A 20,281-nucleotide genomic window follows, 5' to 3' on the forward strand; every position below is an offset into this window, starting at 1 on the left:
TTGTGAACCATGTTGAGAATTCAAAAGGAGAGAATATTTTTATGGCTAATCGAGGAGAACAATGGTCTTCTAAGATCGGTTTTATTTTAGCTGCTGCCGGTTCGGCCATAGGGCTTGGAGCTATTTGGCGACTTCCTTATGTAGCTGGAACCAACGGCGGCGGTGCATTTTTTGTTATTTTTCTACTTTTCACCTTATTATTGGGGACTTCGTTATTACTGGCTGAGTTTGTCATTGGCCGGCGTACCAACAAGAATGCCATTCAAGCGTATAAGGAAATTGCTCCCAACAGCTTGTGGCACGGAATTGGGATACTTGGAGTGGTAACCTCCTTTCTTCTCCTTTCCTTTTACTCAGTGGTCGGCGGCTGGATTCTTACGTACTTTATCCGGAGCTTAACTGGGGGATTGACTGATCCGGCAACCGGAGATTTCGGTGAGTTATTTGGGAGCATTATCTCAAATCACTGGGAAGTTGGTGCGGCCCATCTTGGATTTATGCTCATCACGATCTTAATTGTCCAAGGGGGAATCCAAAAAGGAATTGAACGGGCGAGCACCCTGATGATGCCACTGTTGTTTATCCTGTTTCTTATCCTTGTGATTCGTTCCGTAACCTTGGAAGGCGCAATGGAAGGAGTAACGTTTTTCCTTCAGCCAGATTGGAGTGAAGTGACAAGCGAAACGATTCTTTTTGCACTGGGACAGGCTTTCTTTTCCTTAAGCCTTGGGGTGTCTATTATGGTAACATACAGCTCCTACTTGTCTAAAAAAGACGATCTTGTCCGTTCTGCTGCATCCATAGTAGGTCTCAGTGTATTCATCGCTGTTCTTGCCGGATTGGCGATATTCCCGGGAGTTTTTGCATTTGGACTTGAACCAGATGAAGGGCCTAGTCTCATTTTCACTGTTCTGCCTGCTGTGTTTAGTGAAATGGCTTTTGGCTCTGTGTTTTTATCCATGTTTCTTGCTTTATTATTATTCGCTACTTTGACCTCAGCCTTTTCACTGTTAGAAATTGTTGTAGCTACAACATCTAAAAGCGATCCGGCAAAACGAAAGAAAATGGCTTGGAGCATGGGTCTCATTATTTTCCTGATTGGAATTCCATCTAATTTGTCATTTGGACTTCTTGGTGAATGGCTTATTTTTGGAGATACTTTTTTTAATCAATTAGACTTTCTAGTTTCCAATATTCTTCTGCCTCTTGGCGCATTGCTGATTTCAATATTTGTTCCGTTAAAAATGAGTAAGTCAGTATTGCAGGAGGAGCTTTTACGCAGTTCTAATTTAGGGTCCGGCTTCTTCCAAGTGTGGTTTATAACTATTCGTTACATTGCCCCAATCGCGATTGCCATTGCTTTCTTAAATGTGCTTGGAATACTCTAAACTGAAAGTGCCAGTGATATTTGGAGCTGCAACCTCCATCGTCGCCTGATTGCGAGAGGAACAGCACCCGCTGAAAAAAATATATTACAGCCAATTTTGGTGCCAGGCACCTTTTTTAAAAAATAGTGGATTATTTTATAGAATTGCGGGAATACTATTAATGCTATTCCCCCTCTTTCATGAGGCAAAGCCCGCTGCTTTGTTTTCTCTGTTGAAGAGGCTGTGAATCCAGTAATCTTTTTCTCCCCTTTCTCCGGTAGTACACTTTAAAAGCTTCCCCCAGCTTTAAAGTAGTAACCGGAAAAAAACCGAAGGCCTGCTGCATGCAAATGCAGTGAAGCCTTCGGTTTTTTCTTTTTATCATTTTTTCATAAAAAATAGGCCGCTTTATTGTGCGGCCTTTCTTCCTAACACTATTTAATTTATTTTGTGACGCTCCAGGAAAGCACCCATTCGTTCGATAGCTGTCCGCAAAGAATCGAGTGAAGTAGCATAAGAGCAGCGGATGTGAGTTTCACCGCCTTCTCCAAATACATCCCCCGGCACCACGGCTACTTGTTCTTCTACTAAAAGCTGCTCAGCAAATTCCTCAGCGTTCATTCCTGTCGGGCTAATATCCGGAAAAGCATAAAATGCCCCTCCAGGAAAATGACAAGGGAGTCCAATCTCATCGAAAGCCTTCACTAAATAGTTCCTTCTTTGTCTATAACTGGTAACCATACGACTTACATCTTCCTGTCCGTTTTGAAGAGCCTCAATGGCTCCATGCTGAGCCAGTGTAGATGCACACATCATTGTATACTGATGGATTTTCAGCATAGCTGAAACGATATCTTCTGGTCCACAGATAAACCCAAGACGCCACCCTGTCATAGCGAAGGCTTTGGAAAACCCAGATATCAAGATCGTCCGGTCCCACATTCCTTCACAGCGCGGGAAACTATAATGCGGCTCATCATAGCTGAGTTCCGCGTAAATTTCATCAGATAAAACGAGAAGGTCATGCTTTTCCACTAGGTAAGCAATCTCTTTTAACTCATTCTCAGTCATAGTGGCCCCAGTTGGATTATTAGGGAAACAAAGAATGATTGCTTTCGTTCTCGCTGTAATTGCCTCTTCCAATTGGGAAGGTGTCAGCTTGAAATCGTTCTCTTTTTTTGTACCAATAGGTACTGGCACACCACCGGCCAATGAAACAATTGGCGCATAGGAGACAAAGCTGGGTTCCACCACAATCACTTCATCACCTGGATTAACGATGGCCCTGACAGCCAGGTCTATTCCTTCACTGGCTCCGACAGTAACGAGAACTTCATCCTCAGGCTGGTACGAAACTTGAAAACGCTGTTTCATATATTTGGAAATTTCCTGTCGCAGTTCCAGTAAGCCAGCATTTGCCGTATATGCTGTATGCCCTCTCTCCATGGAATTAATGCTTGCCTCACGAACATTCCACGGAGTTACAAAATCAGGCTCCCCAACACCTAAAGAAATAACATTATCCATGGTGGAGGCAAGGTCAAAAAAACGCCGGATTCCTGATGGCTTTATTCGTTGCACTGAGTCCGATAAGCGCTGTTTATTTTTAACCGATGAGAAAGTCATGGCGAAACCACGATTCTTTTGTCTTCTTCGCCGTCATCAAACACTACCCCATCGTGTTTATATGTTTTGAGCTGAAAATGTGTAGTTGTGGATATAACTGAATCAAGTGTTGATAACTTACTTGAGACAAAGTTGGAAATTTCATTCATCGTTTTTCCCTCTATGACTACTTGAAGGTCATAAGCGCCTGACACAAGGTATAATGCTTTCACCTCAGAAAATCTGTAGATACGCTCAGCTACTTCATCAAAGCCTACTCCTCGTTGTGGTGTAACTTTCACATCAATCATAGCTGTAACCCCAGGGTGATCATCAACCTTGCTCCAGTCGATCACTGCATTGTAGCTTAAGATAATTTTTTCTTCCTGAAGCTTCGCCAGGATTCCATTAACTTTCTCTTCACTCACGTCTACCATCCTGGCCAGTGTAGGTACATCCAATCTGGCGTTTTCTTCAACAAGATGTAAAATTTCTAGTTCCTTCTCCTCCATCTCACTGACTCCTTTCCCAACGTTGCTTCTCAGCCTCTGCCGTTTCTCTCTGTTTTTAAAACCGCAGAGGAAATAGTTTTCGTATCGTTAATCATATCATATTAATACGAAAAACTGAGGTTCCTTTTTAAAAATTCTGAGGACTTCTCTCGTTTTCTCTTCCACCTATTGGGGAATACTAAACTACGCTCTATTTGTGTTAAAACACTTGTTACGGTTGCACAATGATATACCCAGCTCCTTACTATAAAATTGCTATTCTCAAGGCAGGTGACTGAAAAATGGCAGAACATAAACCAGTGGATGCTTCAAAAAAAAGTGAAGATAACCCTGAGCATGTACCTGAAAAAGCCTCTGTTGCTCTTTTATTAATAGACACGATAAATGATATGGAATTTGAAGATGGAGAGAAATTATTTGAACAGTCTCTTCCAGCCGCTAAAAAAATAGCAAAATTAAAAAGAAGAGTAAAATCTTACGACGTTCCTGTCATTTATGTAAATGACAATTATGGAAGATGGCAAAGTGATTTCAGACAGCTCGTTGACCATTGTCTTGAAAATAATGTACGTGGCAAGCCTATCGTAGAATTGCTTCTTCCAGAGGAAGATGACTATTTTGTTTTAAAACCTCAGTTCTCAGCTTTTTTTGCTACTCCTCTTGATCTGCTACTCGATTATCTAGAAGTAAAAACGTTGATTATTGCCGGGTTTGCAGGCAACATGTGTGTTCACTTTACGGTAAATGACGCCTACATGCGCCACTACAAAACCATTGTGCCCTCTGACTGCACAGCCTCTAACACCGAAGAGAGTGACCTGAATTCTTTGGAGATGATGCACGCTCTCTTAAAAACAAACATCACTTCCTCCGACGAACTGGACCTAGTGGAAATTATTCAAAAAGCAAATGATTACTTTAAACAGCAACGAAAGTAAGGTGCCTGGCACCTTACTTGTTTGTAATATACTTGCAATATAAAAGACGCTCCCTCTTCAGGAGAGGAAGCGTCCATTAAACAAACGTTTGTTTAAAATACTTCTTTCAATGATTCGGCATCCTGTTCAAGCCAGTACTTCATCCACTTTTTTGCACCTTCAAGGTTATGAAGCTTAGCCTGCCCGCACTGTTCTTCGTTAGCGGCCGGCACCTCTTCAAGCTCAATAGAATATTCCATAGTTTTTTTCAGGACATCAATAAGTTCTTCAATTGAAGGCTCACCATTCATAATAAGATAAAAGCCAGTCTGACATCCCATTGGAGAAAGGTCAATCACTTCAAAATGATCATACTCTTCTGTGAAACGACGGACATTCAGAGCGAGCAAGTGCTCCAGCGTATGAATGACAGGAGGCTGAAGGTTTTGTTTGTTAGGCTGACAAAAACGAATATCGTACTTGTTAACGTAACCGTCACTCCCAACTTTTTGAACGCCTGCATGGCGAATATACGGGGCCTTTACAATATTGTGATCAAGCTCAAAACTTTCTACGCTTGGCATGAAATCACTCCTTATTCTTTAAAGAGGAAATCCTCTTTATATATGCTAGTGTGATTATGATGATACTATGGTTTGCTATCTTAATACAATCATTTACGATGTTTTTCCTTTATCTTCTGTGATTTCCTTTTTGCCAAACAGTTCACCGGCAAGCTTTACATAATCGGTAATAAGGCCATCTGCCCCTTTATTCACAAGATCAACCATTCTTTTTGGATGATTGACCGTCCATACATACACAGGCTTTTGTAAGGCATGCATTCTTTTTAAAAAATTCAGCCTGAGGACACGGTAGTTAGGGCATACTATATCAGCTTTTGTTTTAATTAATCTTCTTTCTGGAAAGATGTCCTGCTGGTAAGCCGTCAACCTGAATCTGTGTTGAAATACATTTTTGCCAAGCAAAAGTCCCGTAGGAACTTGAGAGTCAATTTCTTTTACCCTTACTAAAATATCATCATTAAACGAAGAAATTAACAGATGTTTAAGAGGAAAACGACCACTGGCCGTTTTGATGATATCTTTTTCAAGACCCGGTTCTTTCACTTCCAAATTCAACCTGATCTTTCCTCTGCATGCGTCAAGAACATCCTCTAATAAAGGAGGAGTCCAGCCAAGAAGACCTGTCTGCATGATCCATTCCTTATAGGTTAAAGCCCCGACAGGAACCTTGTTCCATTTCTTATCATGGAAACAAACTAAATAACCATCCTTTGTACGTCTAATATCCGTTTCAACATAATCGGCCCCGCCGGCAATCGCCTGGTTAAAGGATTCGATCGTGTTTTCCTGTGCGCCTAAATTGGTTACACCACGATGAGAAATAATGATTGGCGTGGCTAACTCTTTTATCATTTTGATACTTCCCCACTTTTTGTCCTTTTCTTTACCTATCCCCGAATTTTAATAAGAATACACTGGTTATAGGTGGAGATTACTGATGGCTTGTGTTTTCTGATACCTTTATCGCGGCTTTGGCAAGTGCTCCCAGGACAACAGCCTTTTTCCTGATCCTCCATGTACTTTGCCCTAATATAGGCTTCTCCTTCTGTGGAGCGGACATAATGGGATGGAAGTTGATTGAGAGCCAGTGCTGCCACGTCCTGCTGACATTCTTCACAAGTACATGGTAAATACAAATGATGCACATGTTCCTTTAGTATATGTGCAACAATTCCTTCCATTGCGTTTTTCATTGCATCCATCCTCTCCTTCCCCAGGGAAAGCCCTTTTTTACAGGTTTCTTATTGGTTGGGAGGGTCTCCATGAATCATCACAGGCACCTGGTGGCTTCGGGCAAATTGCTTGAGAGCTTCATCGTAATCTGTCGGGGTATATTGGATCACACGCCACCTCATCCCTTTATGCAATCTGATAAGCACACCTTTTTGAGCCCATTTCATGTATAAAATGACCATTTCTTTTATGTTTTCAGGCTCAGCTGTCTTTTCTTTAATTGTAAAATTAAACACTTTAGTTTTGATGCGGATGATGTCCTCTTCTACTTGAAGTTCATATGTAACCAACAAAAAGTAAACAGGTAATAGTGGCAATAAGTATGGTAGAACGGGAATTTGAAACTCAAAATAAAATGCATACCAAACCGTCAGTACAAATAAAAACAACCAGAGCGGTCTGGATTCTGTAGCATGATACACTTTTTCCACAGCCATCCCTTCCTTTCCTTATCATGGTAGCATATCACGCTCAGCAGGTCATAAGACTTTTCATAAAATATTATATAGGGTACAATATTTAGTGATACGAAATAAACACAGTCATGTGTGATGTATTTTTGAGGGTGATTACTTATTAATTCTGAACGTATTGCAAGCCGCAATTTAAAAATTATGTGGTTTGCCAATTTTTTTGTAGCAGCCAGTGCTACGATGGTTCTTCCTTTTATATCTTTATATATAGAAACACTCGGTGACTTTTCTGATGCCTATGTACAACGATGGGCCGGGTATGTCTTTGGTGTTACCTTTTTAGTGGCATTCTTTTTTGCTCCTTTATGGGGCCGTTTTGGGGATCGTTACGGTCGGAAGTCGATTTTAGTCATCACGGGACTCGGTATATCCATAAGCATTTTCTTGATGGGTTTTGTTGAATCCGTTATGGGACTTTTCTTGCTCCGGCTGTTCATGGGAATCGTTACAGGTTTTATCCCCACCGCCATTGCCCTGATCTCGGCACAGAGCAGTAAAGAAACGGCTGGTGAAAAGCTCGGCACCCTGCAGACTGGCACGGTTGCCGGGGGACTGCTTGGTCCTCTTATGGGAGGAGTATTGGCAGATACGACTGGCTTTGCGTTGACCTTTGTTATTACATCTATTGTTATTGCATTATCGACAGTACTCGTTGTTTTCGGAGTAAAGGAAGTGGTGTACAAGGAAGAAGGAGAAGAAGAAAGATCCTACAGTAAAAAAGAAATTTTCCGCCATGTTTTTACCCATCCTGTCCTGCTCATCGTTATGATTATTTCACTAGTGATGCAAACAGCTAATTTTAGCGTCCAGCCTCTGCTCGCCTTGTATGTAAATGAGTTAAACTCAACTGAAAACATTGCTTTTATGGCTGGTTTTGTTTTCTCAGTAACTGGTCTTGGAAGCTTGGTCGCCGCACGAAAATGGGGACAGCTCGGAGACAAAATAGGTCATGAAAAGGTACTGCTCATATTGCTTATTTTATCTGCAGTCTTTTTTATCCCCCAGGCCTTTGTTACAGAGATATGGCAGCTTGTACTCCTGCGTTTTTTGTTTGGTGTGCAGGTAGGCGGGTTAATCCCTTGCATGACAGCCTACATTCGACAAGCTTGCCCTGTAACTGTGCAAGGGGAGGTAATGGGATATAATCAAAGCTTCCGGTTTCTGGGGAATGTTGTTGGGCCTGTTATGGGGGGAACAGTCGCCTCTTTTTTCCATATCCCATTTGTTTTTATCGTATCAGGGGGGCTTTTTATCATAAGCGCTTTCGTCTTATGGCTTACCCTATCTCGTATCAATCAACACTCTCCTCTCCCTTCAGCGGAAGCAGGCAAAGTCAGATCTTAAGACATTATAAAAAGGGCTGAGCTCAAACATTCACTTTTGAGCTCAGCCCTTTTTTATTGTGCGTCTGTAATGTACTTACCGTGAACAAATGTCATGACAGCAAACAAAATGAAACTCACTGCCAGAATTGTTCCCCCGATGATAAACGCCATGAGAGTGACCGTAGAGCCTGGTATAAAATAATAAGCCCACATGCCTCCGCTCAGGCCAATTGATCCAAAAAATGCTGTCCATACATGGACCGTTGCAAGCTTTGAGGATTTAGGAACAGGAAACATCCGATAATACGCAGCAAATGCAAATAATGACAGCCAGCCAACCACCAAAATATGAGCATGAATTGGCCGTAATGCCATTGATCCCGCGCCTGCCATGTGTGATCCCATAATTGTACCAATGACTGCAAAAATAGCTGAAGTCTGCAATAAAAATTTAGTTCGATTCAAATCTATTTCCCCCATGATTTGTAGTCTCTAAATGGCTTTCAGCTTGTATTATTCCATAAGAGTGATTCGGCGGCAAGATCACTTGCCCTTCCTATTGTGACGTCCCCATGAATCTTCACCGCTTTTCGTCCAGACAAAGTAGTAAAAAACGCATTGTTAACCAAACAAAAAAATAAGTTGACGAAAGAGTCATATTTGAGTAGGATTAAAATACGACAATGTACTAAGGAAGGTGGTCCCTTGAAATTTAAACCGCTAGACATTATTTTAGTAGCAATGTTTGCTGCTCTCATGGGGGTAGGAGCAAACATCACGGCTTTTCTCGTTGTTGGAGGTGTCCCCATAACCCTCCAGCCTATCATTGCTATTCTTGCCGGTATTGTCCTTGGCAGCCGCCTTGGATCCTTATCTATGATTATCTATACGTTAATCGGTCTTGTAGGCATGCCTGTCTTCGCTCAATTTTCCGGGGGACTGCGAACCTTTGTCAGCCCGACATTCGGATTTATTCTTTCATTCATTCTCGTTGCTTACGTTGTCGGAAAATTAATTGAGTCCAAACAAAGTCCTGGTTTACCAACATTTTTCATAGCAGCATTTGTCGGTCTTACAATTAATTATCTATTGGGAACGAATTACATGTATTATGCTTATTTATTTATTGCAGAAGCACCAGAAGGCTTCAGCTATTCAATGGTTTGGGCCTGGATGGCGGCTCCATTAGTAAAAGATATTATTTTCACTGTCCTTTCTGCAGGAGCCGGCTATAAAATATATTATCTAATAAGAAAACGTCACACCCACTTTCAATCACCAAGACAACAATCAGTTTCATAATCCATAAAAAAAGCTGGGACTAAACCCAGTTAAATTAATAAGGGACTCTCAATCCGGTGAGAGTTCCCTTTTTTTGTTTTCAGTAGGTAGTTGTTCAAAGTTACACTCGCTAACGTAGCCAACTGGCACTTTGATCAGGAGAGCGACTCTTTTACGTGTTTTATACCGGCAAATGTAATATTTCTTCTAAAAAAGAAAGTGTCTCATCCAGGCCACTGCAATGTGACCTTATGAGACACCTCCCCTTTATTAATTTAAGCTTCTTCACCAGTAACTTCTTCGATTTCTTCTTCTAACATGTCTAGAATTTCTGCCGCATCTTCGCCGCCATTCTCTCTGAAGTAGTCACGCATAGGTTCAGCCAGCTCCCTGAACTGCTCACGCTCATCTTCATTAAGCTCATATACGTCAGTTGGATAGTCTTCATTTTCAATAATCGCATCAAGAAGTTCTTCATTCATTTGGTCCTGAAGATCAAATCCTACTTCCTTCATTTCTTCCACAGTTTCATCAATCATTGCTTGAATATCTTCAGGAAGGTCATTGTAGAAACCAGGATTTACTGTAGTCATAGCTACATAGTTATTGTGGTTCGAAATAGTCATGTGATCTTGAACTTCATGGAAGCCTGCATCCTCAATAAAGAAGATCGGGTTTTCCTGGCCGTCAACAGTTCCTTGCTGAAGACCTGTATATAGCTCACTCCAGCTCATGGCTGTAGGGTCAGCACCGTATTGACGATAAGACTCCATAATTAACGGAGATTCTTGTGTTCTCATTGCAAACCCTTGGAAATCATCTGGTGTACGCAGCTGTGTGCTTCCTGTCCATTGCATAGCACCCTCTGTCCAGAATGATAAAGGCTTAATATTATGTTCTTCGTATTTTTCAGCCAGGTGTGTATTGAGCGCTTCACTTGTTTCAAGCACTTCTTGAGTCTCGGCTACGTCATCCGGGAACAAGAATTGCAGGGCAAACAATTGACCCTCTTCTACCATTGTTCCAGTAAAGCCTGGTGACACGATTGCAAATTCAACAACGCCGCTTTGAAGTTGCTCCACTTGGTCAACTTCACTTCCAAGGCCGCCAAACTCATAGACATCAATGTTAATTTGACCATCGGACTTTTCATTTAGCCTTTCAGCAAATTCCTCAGCATACTCATATTGAACCTGTCCTTGGTTCTCTTCAGTTACAAAGCGCCATTCATATGTTTCTCCGTCGCCGCCAGCATCTCCATTATCTTCGGCAGCGTCATCCCCGCCATTCCCGCATCCAGCAATTGCAGCAGTAAGGAGAAAAGCTGAGCCTGCCATTAACCAAGGTTTCTTTCTAAAATCCATCTAAATTACCCCCTATGTTTTTCTTTAATCTATAACTCAACATCTGCCGCTTATAAGAAGCGATAGAAAAGAGAAATCTCTTCAAACATAATAACTAAAATTGACACAATCAGCAGCATTACAATGTAAGGCGGTGTTCCTCGGATAACGTCTAGATAAGACTTATTAAACACCGCACTTGCGGTAAATATGTCCACCCCAAACGGTGGTGTTGCTGAGCCTAGCGCAGCCTGGAACGTAATAACCACCCCTAAATGAACAGGATCAACTCCTGCCTGCATAGCTGCAGGATAAAATATTGGAGTAAGTATTAAAATTACTACTATCGGATCAACAAACATACATCCTATAAAGAAGAAAATGGCCACAATGACTAGAACGTATACAGCCGAAGGGTCACCACCGAGAAAAGCATCAGTAATCAACTGAGGAATTCGTGCAAACTGGATCACCCAGGCAAAAGCTTGTCCTCCGGCAACTAAAACAAACACAGCGGATGTAACAAGACCAGTTGATAACGCTATACTTGGAATTTGTGTAATTTTGATGGACCGGAAGATTAAAACCTCTAATACTATAGCATACAGCACTGATATCCCAGCAGCCTCTGTAGGCGTGAAAATCCCTGTATAGATCCCCCCTACAATAATAACTGGGAAACCTAGTGGAAACAGGGCCTTGCCTGTAAGCTTGAATCGTGCATTCCATGTTGTTTTTTCGGCTAACGGAATGTTAAAAATCTTTGCATGTATGTATGCATATATCGCAAAGAATAAAAAGATCAGTAACCCGGGGCCAATACCGGCTATAAACAGTTCCCCAACCGATGTACCCGAAATGAGGGCGTAAATGATCATTCCAATACTTGGCGGAATAAGAAGTGCAATATCACTTGCATTAATGATTAAAGCAATAGCACTGGAATCCTTATATCCTACTTTAAGCAGCCTCTCCCTCATTGGCTTACCAATCGCAACAACCGTAGCCTGCGTCGATCCGGATATAGAGCCAAACAGGGTACAGGCAGCAGCCGTAGTTATCGCATACCCGCCCCGCAAATGCCCCACAAATGCGCCAACAAAATCAAGGAGCCTTTTCGAGGTTTTCCCTGTGGACATAATGTCAGCAGCAAAAATAAAAAGTGGAACAGCGAGCAGCACGTATGATGATATCCCCTCCATCATTTGCTGCACCATAAATATGGGGTCTACATTTGGAAAAAAGAATAGTACAACAACAAGAGGAGCAAGAATCAGTGGAATCATCATTGGAAATCCCAGGAATAAAAAGATTACCATGATGGCTAAGAGTGTAGTAACCATAAGACTTTCCTCTCTCTTTAAATTTTAAATTGCTCCATCTGTTCGATCATAATCTTTCTTATCAGTAGCTAAGTAAACATCCTTCTCTTTGATATTGATCCATGCGTTTCGTAAAAATTGAATACCTCCGAGAACAAACCCAAGGGGAACTGCAATCAGCATCCAATAATAAGGGAAACGCAGAGCGGCGGTAACTCGTCCTGAGTCCCTGACAGAAGCCATGTAGCCGTAAGCATAATAAGCAAGAACAAACAATACAATTGCTGTGATTAAAGGGATAATGATTGCCAAAGCTTTCCTGATCTTATGCGGAGCAAGGTCGAAAAAAGCTGACATACTGATATGCCTTCCTTTTCTTGCTACGTAACTAATCCCAATAAAAGTAGCTAAAAAAAGAGCAAAGCGACTGATTTCTTCATTAAACGCCCAGCTTGCTCCCGTGAATGTTCTGCTAAGTACGTTACCAATAACCATTACAGAAATGACAATAATTGCAAAGCTTAAGATAAGCTCCTCTATTTTCATCAAAGACCGATCGAGAATGCTGATTACCCTATTAAACGTATTCATCCAGAGTCTTCTGCCTCCTAACTTCATGAAAGCACAGGGAGTAGCCTGCACTATCTAAAAATCATACTAAATGCCCTGAATTTTCTCAATGCGGTATATCCTCTTTATCCTTTGTATAAGTGTTATCACCATCTCTGTGTGTAAGATAGCTCTTGTGATACGCGTCTAAGCACACAAGAACTCTGTCATGCTGTTTTAACGAATGAGTGAAACAGTTCTACTACTAAATACCCTGACTCCCCAATTCCCGTTTAAAACATGAAATAAGGTATTCCCTTAATTTCTTTTTTGAAAACACCGAATTATTGATTCATGTTTTAAGTACTAGATATCTTCTTCATAAATCGCCAAATCCCTTGTAAATTTATCACATTTTTTCTATTTTTAACGCATATGCTCCTAAAAGCTTTGTTCTCCTCATATCTTTACTTCATCACCTCATGGATGAGCCCGTCGAGCATATGTTATACTGAGTAGAAACCCTATTTTTATAAAGGCTTTGTTTATTTCCATCAAGTGACTTATCAAAAATTAAATTCGCCTTTAATAGAGCCCTCTTTATAAAAAAGCGTAAAAATAAAGCCTTCCTCAGAGTAAGCAAATATTCTAACAAATAGGAATATTTTTTCTTTCTAGTAGTATACCAGCACTCCCTTTAATGATAAAGTTTTAACTTTATTATAATTTGGTATCTATAGAGGAGAACAAAAAACATTAAGTACATCTAGAAACGACGCCTCACTTTCTGTTTTTTCTCTCGTTTTGAGCGGGATGTACACTCACACTAAATTTTTCTTCAAGAAAGGACGTTCTTCTTTCATGGAAATACTTTCGAATTTTCCTCTATGGGTCGCATTATTTTCTATAATCTTTGCTCAAGCAGTCAAGGTTCCCCTTGCTTTTGCTGCCACAAGAAAATGGGATATGACTCTTGTGACCAGTACTGGCGGGATGCCCAGTTCCCATTCAGCTGCCGTTACAGCGTTAGCCACTGCTGTCGGATTAGATCATGGCTTTGGTTCTTCATTATTTGCAATTACTACCATTTTCGGGGTAATTGTAATGTTTGATGCTACTGGGGTCCGAAGACATGCCGGCTATCATGCAACCGTATTAAACCAGCTAGTTGATGATTTCCACAAGTTTGTTAATGAAGCAAAAACGTGGCAGAAAAAAGAGGAAACAGAGAAGCGAGAAGAGCTAAAAGAGCTTTTGGGACATCAGCCAATTGAAGTTTTCTTTGGAGCCCTTCTTGGAATCATTATTGCTTTAGTAGCTAATGCCATACTAATCCCTTATTAATTAATACGTTAGAAAGGAAGCGGCTATTATGCGCCTTGTTTCTCTTTGTCCCAGTAATACAGAATTAGCAGCATACCTTGGACTGACTGATTACTTGGTGGGAGTGGATGACTTTTCAGACTGGCCGGAATCAATCCAATCCCTTCCACGACTTGGTCCAGACCTTTCTATTAATATGGAAAAAGTAAGTAAGCTTAAGCCCGATCTAGTTCTTGCCTCCCTCAGTGTTCCGGGGATGGAAAAAAATGTTGAAGCTCTTAAACAAATGGATATTCCATTTATAGTACTTGAACCTAATTCTTTAAATGACATTAAAAAAGACATGCTTCTGCTTGGGGAGGCAGTTTCAAAAGAACAGGAAGCAAAAAGAATAAATGAACGTTTCGACGAAGTGATTCATTTTTACAAAAGTCGTTCCGCAAAGCTTGAGCCGGTCAGACTATACTGGGAGTGGTGGCCCAAACCAGTCTTCACTCCAGGAGGAGGCAACTGGCTTTCCACGATCAGCAGGCTTGCCGGAGGGGTTAATATATTTGAACACAAAAAGGAACCAAGCCTCCAAATAACCTGGGAAGAGATAAGAGAGCAGAACCCTGACCATATATGCCTGGCTTGGGTAGGGGTTCAGACTTCCAAAATTAATCCAAAAATAGTACGTAAACGTCCAAACTGGAAAGACATGAGGGCTGTGCAAAACGGAAGAATTCATATTCTTGAAGAACCTTTGTACTGCAGACCATCTCCCCGCCTGTTAATCGGCCTTAAAAAACTTGCTTCTCTTTTGCATCCTGAGCATTTCCCCCCAGTAGATCACAAAGATCCTTTATATACTTCCTTTTATAAAAGATAAAACTCGCCCGGTGGGCGAGTTTTTATAATGAAGCTTTTATTTGACTGTTAATCTGTATATAATCCTGCTCATCAAGGCGTCCCTTTCCTTCTCTTATTACATAGACTTCAAGCTCACGCTTTCCCCATTCTTCAAATACCTCATCAGTTGTTTCGTAGAACAAGTCAATTTTCATACCCTTTATAGCAGAACCTGTATCAGCCACTACTCCGTAACCATATTCAGGAATATACAGCACAGTCCCAATGGGGAAATGTTCCGGGTCAGCTGCGATTGTCGAGACAACATCCCTGCGTGCCTCCACTCCTGAGTATGTAATGCCGTAGGCAGGATGACCGGGACTTTTCCCTGTAGATTCAGGGCCTGCTGTATAGCCGGTAGCCACTACATGTTTGGCAGGATAATTTTTCAGCGGCTGTTGACTTAAGGTCATTGTCTCTTTTTCAGATGAAAGACCCGTTTGGTCTTGAAAACTTCCTTTATAGTTAAGCCTGCTGCTTTTATAGCCTGCTTCTTTTATATGATCAACCTGAGGAGCCTTCCAAGGCAAAGGTTGTTCCTCGAGCCAGTTTGATATATCAGCGGGCTTTACACCTGATATCTGATCGACAGTAAACATAAAGGCTGCAAGTACCAGTACACTCATCGTTACTCGTCTTCCCACGGTTTTCATGGGTTCCATTGTAATCACTCCTCTTATCAAAACATCCTGCCCAAATTGACGGACATTTATTCTTTAAAGAGGAGCTCGTTTTTTGAACAGGAAAAAAGAGACTTTCCCAAAAGCTTTTCAGATGAAGTATTCTAAAGGTACAAATTCACCCTCTTACACCTTTTATATTGTCTTCCAAGCTGCAGAGAAAGATTCAGCTACTGTAGTTGCTTCGACTGATGCTTCCCCACTGAAATCTACAGCTGTTTCAGCTTAGTTAAAAAGAATGCAGACTTCCTTGTTTTAAAAACAACAAAAAAAGCCTCTCTATCCCATAGAGAAGCTTTCATTTAAAACATTTGGTACCCTCTGACTCTAAGCATTCTAATAATAATTCCTGCGATAACAGCACCAGCCATGCCACATGATAAAATAAGTACATCTGCCATGTGAAGTGCAGCCAGGTCCTGTCCTAATGCAGCAAATGAAGAAACAGGAGCAAGAATATAATCATAGAAACTTATATTATCGACGATCATAATCACGATGATCGGATATATAATTGCCATAATCCAGGTGGAACGTAAAATCATATTGAGCAAAAAACCTATCCCAAAAAACAAAATCAAAAATAAAATCATAGAAATGATCAACTGGGGTAAACTGCTAATCACTACTCTTTCACCTCCGCGTCACTGTTAGTTTACAGAAGGAGACGAGAAGCGTCAATATCTATGAGGCTAGACTTTTCTCCAATTTTGTTACAGTAATTCAACCTTTTATCAAAGACTTTCCTCTCCCTCTTCATTTCTCGGATCCCAACTACCTTTTTACATTTGATGTGATGCCATTTCCACCACAATTATCACACGTTTCAGAACCACCGAGAATTAACTGAAAGTACCCTCTTCCTTCACAATATACACACTTTTCACTAAACTTTTCTGCTTTCTGGCTTACGCTCATACTCTTCTCTCTCCTTGTAATTGGAATTTTCTGATAATATACCATAAACTTATATTCTAAAAAAGAGCATTAAGGAAATTGTAAAAGTACTGTCATACTTTAGAGGATCTCTTTGGCAAATCCTCTCCAGACATAGCTGCAAAAGGTTCCTGGTCTTTTACGGGAAACTCCACAACACTAAATAAGAGGAGTTTACCAAGAATCTTGGTAAACTCCTCTTTCATCTGATCCTAGAATGGGTTCTTTCCTTTTTTGAGGACTAGGGCTGGTCCGCCAAGAAGGAACAAGTAACGATTATCAATCATTTTTTTCATGAAATTAGCAGAATTTCCGTAGAGTTTTTTATTCCCTACAACACCAATGGCTTCTTTTCCACCCAATGAAGCGACGGTTCCTTTAATTTCCGGAGTAAACTCATGCAAAGCATCGTCTTTAATAAGTGCCTTAAGATTTTTCGCAACTACTGCAGCCTGCTGCATGGCAATTTGAGCAGTTGGAGGATAAGGACGGTTAATTTCTTCATTAATAATTAATGCACAGTCACCGATAATGAAGACATCATCATGTTCCGGTGCTCTAAGGTCCTTTTCAACTTTCACACGGCCTCTCATAGCTTCAAAACCGGATTTCTCGATAACAGGGTTTCCGCGTACACCTGTAGCCCACACGACCGTACCTGCTTTAATTTCTTCTCCACTTTTTAAGACGACACCTTCAGACGTCACTTCACTGATAGGAGTGTTAATTTTAAATTCTACGCCACGGTTTTCAAGGAGATTCATGCCATACTCAACAAGCTCAGGGTCAAATCCTGGAAGTGCTGTTGGTGCAGCTTCAATAACATACATTTTTACTTTATTTCTAGGTATATCGTATTCCTGGCATAACTCGGGCACACGTTCACTTAGCTCCCCGATAAACTCAATACCGGTAAATCCAGCTCCTGCTACAATAAACGTCAAGCTTGCATCATCTGGCTCTTCTTCATTGTTATATTTTGCAAATTGGTACTCAATGTGATCTTTAATTTGGCGAACACCATCAACAGTCCATTTACTGAAAGCGTGTTCAAACACTCCCGGTACTCCAAAAGTCTCCGGTACAGCTCCTAATCCGATAACTAGATAATCATAATCAATGTCACTTTTGCCTTTTAAAGCCACTTTCTTTTCTTCACGATTTACTTCCACCACTTCATCTTGTACGAAATTCACTTTGCTCATGTTAAGAACATCACTGATTTTCATGCGTGTTTTTTCAGGGTGAAGAGTTCCTGCTGCCGGTTCATGAAGCCAGGTTGTTTGGTAGTGGTAGTCATGCTTGTTAACTAAAGTCACGTTTGCCTCGTTAGCGTCTAACTCTTTGTTCAAGCGAGTTGCTGTAATCATCCCAGCATATCCCGCCCCTAAAATTACGATATTTGGTTTACGTGCCACTTTGATCACATCTCCATTTTCCTATGAATATTTTCATTACTCTGCTCTCTCTGCCCATATTACATGTAAGTATAGGGTTGATCTCTCTTTTAAAGTCTTATCCCTCGCGCTTGTGAATCGTTTCACGTACAAAAGCACAAAGAGACAATTTTTCGCAAAATAGTCACAAATCACACCTAATATGATATTTGTTTTCCGAGCTTTTTTCAACCGTTTTTTAAAACTTCCACTATTCTCTTATTTTTTCGTTCTCGAGTGCTCACACTAAAACCATTCATTCTTTGACTTCTATCGTATGGTTCCTCTTTAAAGCCTTCTATTATGCGTCTTCCTTTTAATAAAAGGTCTATACGCTTATAATAGCAATAAGTATGACAATAGAAAGAAAAGATACGTGAATCGTCAGCGGAGGTGGCAATTGTGAAAGAAGATCAGGAACTATATGATATAACCATTATAGGAGGCGGGCCAACAGGGCTTTTTACAGCTTTTTATGGTGGAATGCGCCAGGCAAAAGTGAAAATTATCGAAAGTATGCCTCAATTAGGCGGTCAGCTGTCGGCTCTTTATCCAGAAAAATATATTTACGATGTTGCCGGCTTCCCCAAAGTCCGTGCACAGGAACTTGTAGATAACCTTATTGCCCAAATGAATCCATTTCACCCCACAGTCGTCCTTGAACAAGCGGTAGAAGACGTGGAACAGCTTGGTGATAAGACATATAAAGTGAAAACAGATAAAGAAATCCATCACACTCGTACTATCATCATTACCGCAGGGGTGGGAGCGTTCAAGCCAAGAAAGCTTGAAGTTGATGGGGCTGAAGAATATGAAGGATCCAATCTCCATTACTTCGTCCAGGATATTAAGAAGTTCGCCGGCCAAAAAGTAATGATTTGCGGCGGGGGAGACTCTGCTGTTGACTGGGCTAATATGCTCGATCCGATTGCTGACGTGACACTTGTTCACCGCAGAAGCAAATTCCGTGCCCATGAACATAGCGTTCAAGAGCTCGAAAACTCTGGAGTTAATATTTTAACGCCATTTGCTATTAAAGAGCTTAAGGGAAAAGGAGGTAAAATTAACCAGGTTGTTTTAAAGGAAGTTAAAGGAGACAGAGAACAAACTGTAGATGTTGACGTTTTGATTGTTAACTTTGGTTTTATTTCTTCTCTCGGCCCAATTAAAGAATGGGGCTTAGAAATCGAAAAGAATGCCATTAAAGTTAATACTAAAATGGAAACAAACCTTAAAGGGATATACGCTGCCGGAGATGTGACGACCTACGATGGAAAAGTCAAGCTTATTGCTTCCGGCTTTGGAGAAGCTCCCACAGCAGTCAACAACGCAAAAGCATACATGGATCCAGGGGCTAAGGTTCAGCCTGGACACAGTTCACATATGTTCTAAATAAAATAAAGGATTCCGCCATAAAGCGGGATCCTTTATTTTGTCCATCCAGGCTCATATGTATAAATGACTTTCCCGTAGTGCCCGGCTCTTCCACGAAATGCCTGAAAGTCATCCTGAGCTACCAGAACTTCTCTAAATGACAGAAAATGTTCCTTTGTAACTATAAGTTCTTCCTTCTCACCTGTTCGCATTTTCTCTAGCTCTTCTTTTGCTTCCTGTTCGTTCACATCTACCCCTCCTTATCTTCACAATTTAGTTAAACAGTGAATTTCTCAACCATTAGTAAAAAAGCCTTCCAACAGAAGGTTCTGCTGAAAGGCTTCAGATCTTTTTTGCCTCATCTTCACACCATATTTAGCAATCTTCAGGTGTGCCCGCGTTAGCAGCTGTCCGGAAAGAACTTCCACAGCCGCAGCTTGCTATGGCGTTAGGATTATCTATCGTAAATCCGCCGCCCATCATGTTTTCTTTATAATCAATCTGCAAGCCTTTAATAACAGGCGCGCTTTCTTCATCTACAAGTACTTGCAAGCCATCAATTTCAAGCTCAGTATCTCCTTCTTGGGCTTCATTGTCAAAACCCATTCCATAAGATAAACCGCTGCAACCGCCACCTTTAACACCGATGCGTAGTTTCAGGCTTTCGCCTTCTTCTTCCATCATTTGCTTAACACGGTTTATTGCTGCTTCTGAAATATTAATCAATGGATACCCTCCTTTAAGGATTTCCAGCTGCTTTTACTGCAAGCTTTGAAAACCAGATTTCTTAACACATCTATGATTAAGGTAAGTGTATCGTTTTTAGATAACAGATTCAACCCAAACGATTTATACCATCTGACAATCAGTTAAAGTTGAATTCACATTTTGTTCTTTTGCCATTTCCATCAGCAGATTGTGCTTTGCATCAACTTGTTTGCTGTAATGAAGAACAATGGGGTGATGAATTCCATGTGTAAGAGCAGCGCTCACCATCTTCTCACGCAACTTTTCCAATTGAACTTGTTGCTTTTCATAACTGGCTTTTTCTTTCATCTACTCTCACCCCTTCATTAATCTTCCTTTCTGTTAACAAAGTTATCCACTAATACATCAATTTTATATTA

26 protein-coding genes are annotated in these 20,281 nt (G+C 40.9%); 8 read left to right on the forward strand and 18 right to left on the reverse strand.

Going from position 1 to position 20,281, the window contains the following annotated elements:
- The first annotated feature begins 41 nt into the window (after positions 1 to 41).
- Positions 42 to 1,388: a sodium-dependent transporter gene (locus CEF17_RS14090; protein WP_100400087.1), complete on the forward strand. Its 1,347-nt coding sequence runs from the start codon at positions 42 to 44 to the stop codon at positions 1,386 to 1,388.
- Between the two features lie 417 nt (positions 1,389 to 1,805).
- Here CEF17_RS14090 and CEF17_RS14100 read toward each other — a convergent pair whose 3' ends face one another.
- Positions 1,806 to 2,993, reverse strand: coding sequence for an aminotransferase (locus CEF17_RS14100; protein WP_100400089.1), 1,188 nt, complete (start codon positions 2,991 to 2,993; stop codon positions 1,806 to 1,808).
- The gene (locus CEF17_RS14105) at positions 2,990 to 3,484 is read right to left on the reverse strand and encodes an Lrp/AsnC family transcriptional regulator (RefSeq protein WP_054636193.1); all 495 of its coding nucleotides are present in this window, start codon (positions 3,482 to 3,484) and stop codon (positions 2,990 to 2,992) included. The genes CEF17_RS14100 and CEF17_RS14105 overlap by 4 nt, the downstream gene beginning before the upstream one ends.
- A 281-nt stretch (positions 3,485 to 3,765) precedes the next feature.
- On the opposite strand from CEF17_RS14105, the gene CEF17_RS14110 reads away from it, so the two are divergent.
- Positions 3,766 to 4,422 (forward strand): cysteine hydrolase family protein, encoded by a 657-nt coding sequence (locus tag CEF17_RS14110; RefSeq protein WP_100400090.1) that lies wholly within the window; start codon positions 3,766 to 3,768, stop codon positions 4,420 to 4,422.
- 92 nt (positions 4,423 to 4,514) lie between these two features.
- On the opposite strand, the gene CEF17_RS14115 is transcribed toward CEF17_RS14110, so the two are convergent.
- From CEF17_RS14115 to CEF17_RS14130, 4 genes are all read right to left on the reverse strand, one after another.
- Positions 4,515 to 4,985 (reverse strand): S-ribosylhomocysteine lyase, encoded by a 471-nt coding sequence (locus CEF17_RS14115; RefSeq protein WP_100400091.1) that lies wholly within the window; start codon positions 4,983 to 4,985, stop codon positions 4,515 to 4,517.
- 93 nt (positions 4,986 to 5,078) lie between these two features.
- Complete coding sequence (locus tag CEF17_RS14120; protein ID WP_100400092.1) at positions 5,079 to 5,840, reverse strand: glycerophosphodiester phosphodiesterase; 762 nt, start codon at positions 5,838 to 5,840, stop codon at positions 5,079 to 5,081.
- 35 nt (positions 5,841 to 5,875) lie between these two features.
- Positions 5,876 to 6,181, reverse strand: coding sequence for a late competence development ComFB family protein (locus tag CEF17_RS14125; RefSeq protein ID WP_157843047.1), 306 nt, complete (start codon positions 6,179 to 6,181; stop codon positions 5,876 to 5,878).
- 48 nt (positions 6,182 to 6,229) lie between these two features.
- Positions 6,230 to 6,658 (reverse strand): hypothetical protein, encoded by a 429-nt coding sequence (locus tag CEF17_RS14130; protein WP_100400094.1) that lies wholly within the window; start codon positions 6,656 to 6,658, stop codon positions 6,230 to 6,232.
- 177 nt (positions 6,659 to 6,835) lie between these two features.
- On the opposite strand from CEF17_RS14130, the gene CEF17_RS14135 reads away from it, so the two are divergent.
- The gene (locus CEF17_RS14135) at positions 6,836 to 8,038 is read left to right on the forward strand and encodes an MFS transporter (protein ID WP_100400095.1); all 1,203 of its coding nucleotides are present in this window, start codon (positions 6,836 to 6,838) and stop codon (positions 8,036 to 8,038) included.
- 53 nt (positions 8,039 to 8,091) lie between these two features.
- Here CEF17_RS14135 and CEF17_RS14140 read toward each other — a convergent pair whose 3' ends face one another.
- Positions 8,092 to 8,484, reverse strand: a complete 393-nt coding sequence (locus CEF17_RS14140) for a hypothetical protein (RefSeq protein WP_198508975.1) — start codon at positions 8,482 to 8,484, stop codon at positions 8,092 to 8,094.
- Positions 8,485 to 8,760: 276 nt separating this feature from the next.
- Here CEF17_RS14140 and CEF17_RS14145 point away from each other — a divergent pair, with 276 nt between their 5' ends.
- Positions 8,761 to 9,321 carry a biotin transporter BioY gene (locus tag CEF17_RS14145; protein ID WP_100400922.1) on the forward strand — a complete coding sequence of 187 codons (561 nt, stop codon included), beginning with the start codon at positions 8,761 to 8,763 and terminating at the stop codon, positions 9,319 to 9,321.
- Between the two features lie 254 nt (positions 9,322 to 9,575).
- Here CEF17_RS14145 and CEF17_RS14150 read toward each other — a convergent pair whose 3' ends face one another.
- The 3 genes from CEF17_RS14150 to CEF17_RS14160 are packed head-to-tail and all read right to left on the reverse strand — an operon-like array spanning position 9,576 to position 12,556.
- Positions 9,576 to 10,664 (reverse strand): DctP family TRAP transporter solute-binding subunit, encoded by a 1,089-nt coding sequence (locus tag CEF17_RS14150; RefSeq protein WP_232725512.1) that lies wholly within the window; start codon positions 10,662 to 10,664, stop codon positions 9,576 to 9,578.
- A 50-nt stretch (positions 10,665 to 10,714) separates the two neighbouring features.
- Positions 10,715 to 11,986, reverse strand: a complete 1,272-nt coding sequence (locus CEF17_RS14155) for a TRAP transporter large permease (RefSeq protein ID WP_100400097.1) — start codon at positions 11,984 to 11,986, stop codon at positions 10,715 to 10,717.
- A gap of 24 nt (positions 11,987 to 12,010) precedes the next feature.
- Positions 12,011 to 12,556 (reverse strand): TRAP transporter small permease, encoded by a 546-nt coding sequence (locus CEF17_RS14160; RefSeq protein ID WP_100400098.1) that lies wholly within the window; start codon positions 12,554 to 12,556, stop codon positions 12,011 to 12,013.
- An 819-nt stretch (positions 12,557 to 13,375) separates the two neighbouring features.
- Here CEF17_RS14160 and CEF17_RS14165 point away from each other — a divergent pair.
- Both CEF17_RS14165 and CEF17_RS14170 read left to right on the forward strand, forming a co-directional pair.
- Positions 13,376 to 13,858 carry a divergent PAP2 family protein gene (locus CEF17_RS14165; RefSeq protein ID WP_100400099.1) on the forward strand — a complete coding sequence of 161 codons (483 nt, stop codon included), beginning with the start codon at positions 13,376 to 13,378 and terminating at the stop codon, positions 13,856 to 13,858.
- Positions 13,859 to 13,886: 28 nt separating this feature from the next.
- Positions 13,887 to 14,708 carry a cobalamin-binding protein gene (locus CEF17_RS14170; RefSeq protein WP_100400100.1) on the forward strand — a complete coding sequence of 274 codons (822 nt, stop codon included), beginning with the start codon at positions 13,887 to 13,889 and terminating at the stop codon, positions 14,706 to 14,708.
- Positions 14,709 to 14,730: 22 nt separating this feature from the next.
- Here the strand turns inward: CEF17_RS14170 and CEF17_RS14175 are convergent, their stop codons facing one another.
- The gene (locus CEF17_RS14175) at positions 14,731 to 15,381 is read right to left on the reverse strand and encodes a 3D domain-containing protein (protein WP_083465379.1); all 651 of its coding nucleotides are present in this window, start codon (positions 15,379 to 15,381) and stop codon (positions 14,731 to 14,733) included.
- A 121-nt stretch (positions 15,382 to 15,502) separates the two neighbouring features.
- Between CEF17_RS14175 and CEF17_RS20890 the strand changes: the two genes are divergently transcribed.
- Positions 15,503 to 15,637: a hypothetical protein gene (locus tag CEF17_RS20890; RefSeq protein ID WP_269799460.1), complete on the forward strand. Its 135-nt coding sequence runs from the start codon at positions 15,503 to 15,505 to the stop codon at positions 15,635 to 15,637.
- 73 nt (positions 15,638 to 15,710) lie between these two features.
- On the opposite strand, the gene CEF17_RS14180 is transcribed toward CEF17_RS20890, so the two are convergent.
- The 4 genes from CEF17_RS14180 to CEF17_RS14185 form a co-directional block, all read right to left on the reverse strand.
- The gene (locus CEF17_RS14180; protein ID WP_269799461.1) at positions 15,711 to 16,034 is read right to left on the reverse strand and encodes a YuiB family protein; all 324 of its coding nucleotides are present in this window, start codon (positions 16,032 to 16,034) and stop codon (positions 15,711 to 15,713) included.
- Positions 16,035 to 16,182: 148 nt separating this feature from the next.
- The gene (locus CEF17_RS20895; RefSeq protein WP_198508976.1) at positions 16,183 to 16,371 is read right to left on the reverse strand and encodes a YuiA family protein; all 189 of its coding nucleotides are present in this window, start codon (positions 16,369 to 16,371) and stop codon (positions 16,183 to 16,185) included.
- Between the two features lie 47 nt (positions 16,372 to 16,418).
- Positions 16,419 to 16,550, reverse strand: coding sequence for a hypothetical protein (locus CEF17_RS20900; RefSeq protein WP_269799463.1), 132 nt, complete (start codon positions 16,548 to 16,550; stop codon positions 16,419 to 16,421).
- Between the two features lie 6 nt (positions 16,551 to 16,556).
- A complete protein-coding gene (locus CEF17_RS14185) occupies positions 16,557 to 17,762 on the reverse strand; it encodes an NAD(P)/FAD-dependent oxidoreductase (RefSeq protein ID WP_442857457.1) in 1,206 nt (401 codons plus the stop codon).
- Positions 17,763 to 18,182: 420 nt separating this feature from the next.
- Here CEF17_RS14185 and CEF17_RS14190 point away from each other — a divergent pair, with 420 nt between their 5' ends.
- Positions 18,183 to 19,172: an NAD(P)/FAD-dependent oxidoreductase gene (locus CEF17_RS14190; RefSeq protein ID WP_100400102.1), complete on the forward strand. Its 990-nt coding sequence runs from the start codon at positions 18,183 to 18,185 to the stop codon at positions 19,170 to 19,172.
- A 35-nt stretch (positions 19,173 to 19,207) separates the two neighbouring features.
- Here CEF17_RS14190 and CEF17_RS14195 read toward each other — a convergent pair whose 3' ends face one another.
- From CEF17_RS14195 to CEF17_RS14205, 3 genes are all read right to left on the reverse strand, one after another.
- Positions 19,208 to 19,402, reverse strand: a complete 195-nt coding sequence (locus tag CEF17_RS14195; protein WP_100400103.1) for a hypothetical protein — start codon at positions 19,400 to 19,402, stop codon at positions 19,208 to 19,210.
- A 127-nt stretch (positions 19,403 to 19,529) separates the two neighbouring features.
- A complete protein-coding gene (locus CEF17_RS14200; RefSeq protein WP_054636180.1) occupies positions 19,530 to 19,880 on the reverse strand; it encodes a HesB/IscA family protein in 351 nt (116 codons plus the stop codon).
- Between the two features lie 123 nt (positions 19,881 to 20,003).
- Entirely contained in the window at positions 20,004 to 20,210 is a 207-nt protein-coding gene (locus CEF17_RS14205; protein WP_100400104.1) for an aspartyl-phosphate phosphatase Spo0E family protein, read from the reverse strand.
- Positions 20,211 to 20,281 lie beyond the last annotated feature (71 nt).

The sequence above is a fragment of the Bacillus sp. FJAT-44742 genome (assembly GCF_002797315.1).
In the GTDB taxonomy this organism is placed as follows: domain Bacteria; phylum Bacillota; class Bacilli; order Bacillales; family Marinococcaceae; genus Thalassorhabdus; species Thalassorhabdus alkalitolerans.

Excerpts from the sequence above, each read along its gene's own strand:
- CEF17_RS14090 (WP_100400087.1), top strand. The coding sequence starts at position 42 with ATGGCTAATCGAGGAGAACAATGGTCTTCTAAGATCGGTTTTATTTTA.
- CEF17_RS14100 (WP_100400089.1), bottom strand. The coding sequence starts at position 2,993 with ATGACTTTCTCATCGGTTAAAAATAAACAGCGCTTATCGGACTCAGTG.
- CEF17_RS14105 (WP_054636193.1), bottom strand. The coding sequence starts at position 3,484 with ATGGAGGAGAAGGAACTAGAAATTTTACATCTTGTTGAAGAAAACGCC.
- CEF17_RS14110 (WP_100400090.1), top strand. The coding sequence starts at position 3,766 with ATGGCAGAACATAAACCAGTGGATGCTTCAAAAAAAAGTGAAGATAAC.
- CEF17_RS14115 (WP_100400091.1), bottom strand. The coding sequence starts at position 4,985 with ATGCCAAGCGTAGAAAGTTTTGAGCTTGATCACAATATTGTAAAGGCC.
- CEF17_RS14120 (WP_100400092.1), bottom strand. The coding sequence starts at position 5,840 with ATGATAAAAGAGTTAGCCACGCCAATCATTATTTCTCATCGTGGTGTA.
- CEF17_RS14125 (WP_157843047.1), bottom strand. The coding sequence starts at position 6,181 with ATGAAAAACGCAATGGAAGGAATTGTTGCACATATACTAAAGGAACAT.
- CEF17_RS14130 (WP_100400094.1), bottom strand. The coding sequence starts at position 6,658 with ATGGCTGTGGAAAAAGTGTATCATGCTACAGAATCCAGACCGCTCTGG.
- CEF17_RS14135 (WP_100400095.1), top strand. The coding sequence starts at position 6,836 with ATGTGGTTTGCCAATTTTTTTGTAGCAGCCAGTGCTACGATGGTTCTT.
- CEF17_RS14145 (WP_100400922.1), top strand. The coding sequence starts at position 8,761 with ATGTTTGCTGCTCTCATGGGGGTAGGAGCAAACATCACGGCTTTTCTC.
- CEF17_RS14150 (WP_232725512.1), bottom strand. The coding sequence starts at position 10,664 with ATGGATTTTAGAAAGAAACCTTGGTTAATGGCAGGCTCAGCTTTTCTC.
- CEF17_RS14155 (WP_100400097.1), bottom strand. The coding sequence starts at position 11,986 with ATGGTTACTACACTCTTAGCCATCATGGTAATCTTTTTATTCCTGGGA.
- CEF17_RS14160 (WP_100400098.1), bottom strand. The coding sequence starts at position 12,556 with ATGAATACGTTTAATAGGGTAATCAGCATTCTCGATCGGTCTTTGATG.
- CEF17_RS14165 (WP_100400099.1), top strand. The coding sequence starts at position 13,376 with ATGGAAATACTTTCGAATTTTCCTCTATGGGTCGCATTATTTTCTATA.
- CEF17_RS14170 (WP_100400100.1), top strand. The coding sequence starts at position 13,887 with ATGCGCCTTGTTTCTCTTTGTCCCAGTAATACAGAATTAGCAGCATAC.
- CEF17_RS14175 (WP_083465379.1), bottom strand. The coding sequence starts at position 15,381 with ATGAAAACCGTGGGAAGACGAGTAACGATGAGTGTACTGGTACTTGCA.
- CEF17_RS20890 (WP_269799460.1), top strand. The coding sequence starts at position 15,503 with ATGAAGTATTCTAAAGGTACAAATTCACCCTCTTACACCTTTTATATT.
- CEF17_RS20895 (WP_198508976.1), bottom strand. The coding sequence starts at position 16,371 with ATGGTATATTATCAGAAAATTCCAATTACAAGGAGAGAGAAGAGTATG.
- CEF17_RS20900 (WP_269799463.1), bottom strand. The coding sequence starts at position 16,550 with ATGAAAGAGGAGTTTACCAAGATTCTTGGTAAACTCCTCTTATTTAGT.
- CEF17_RS14205 (WP_100400104.1), bottom strand. The coding sequence starts at position 20,210 with ATGAAAGAAAAAGCCAGTTATGAAAAGCAACAAGTTCAATTGGAAAAG.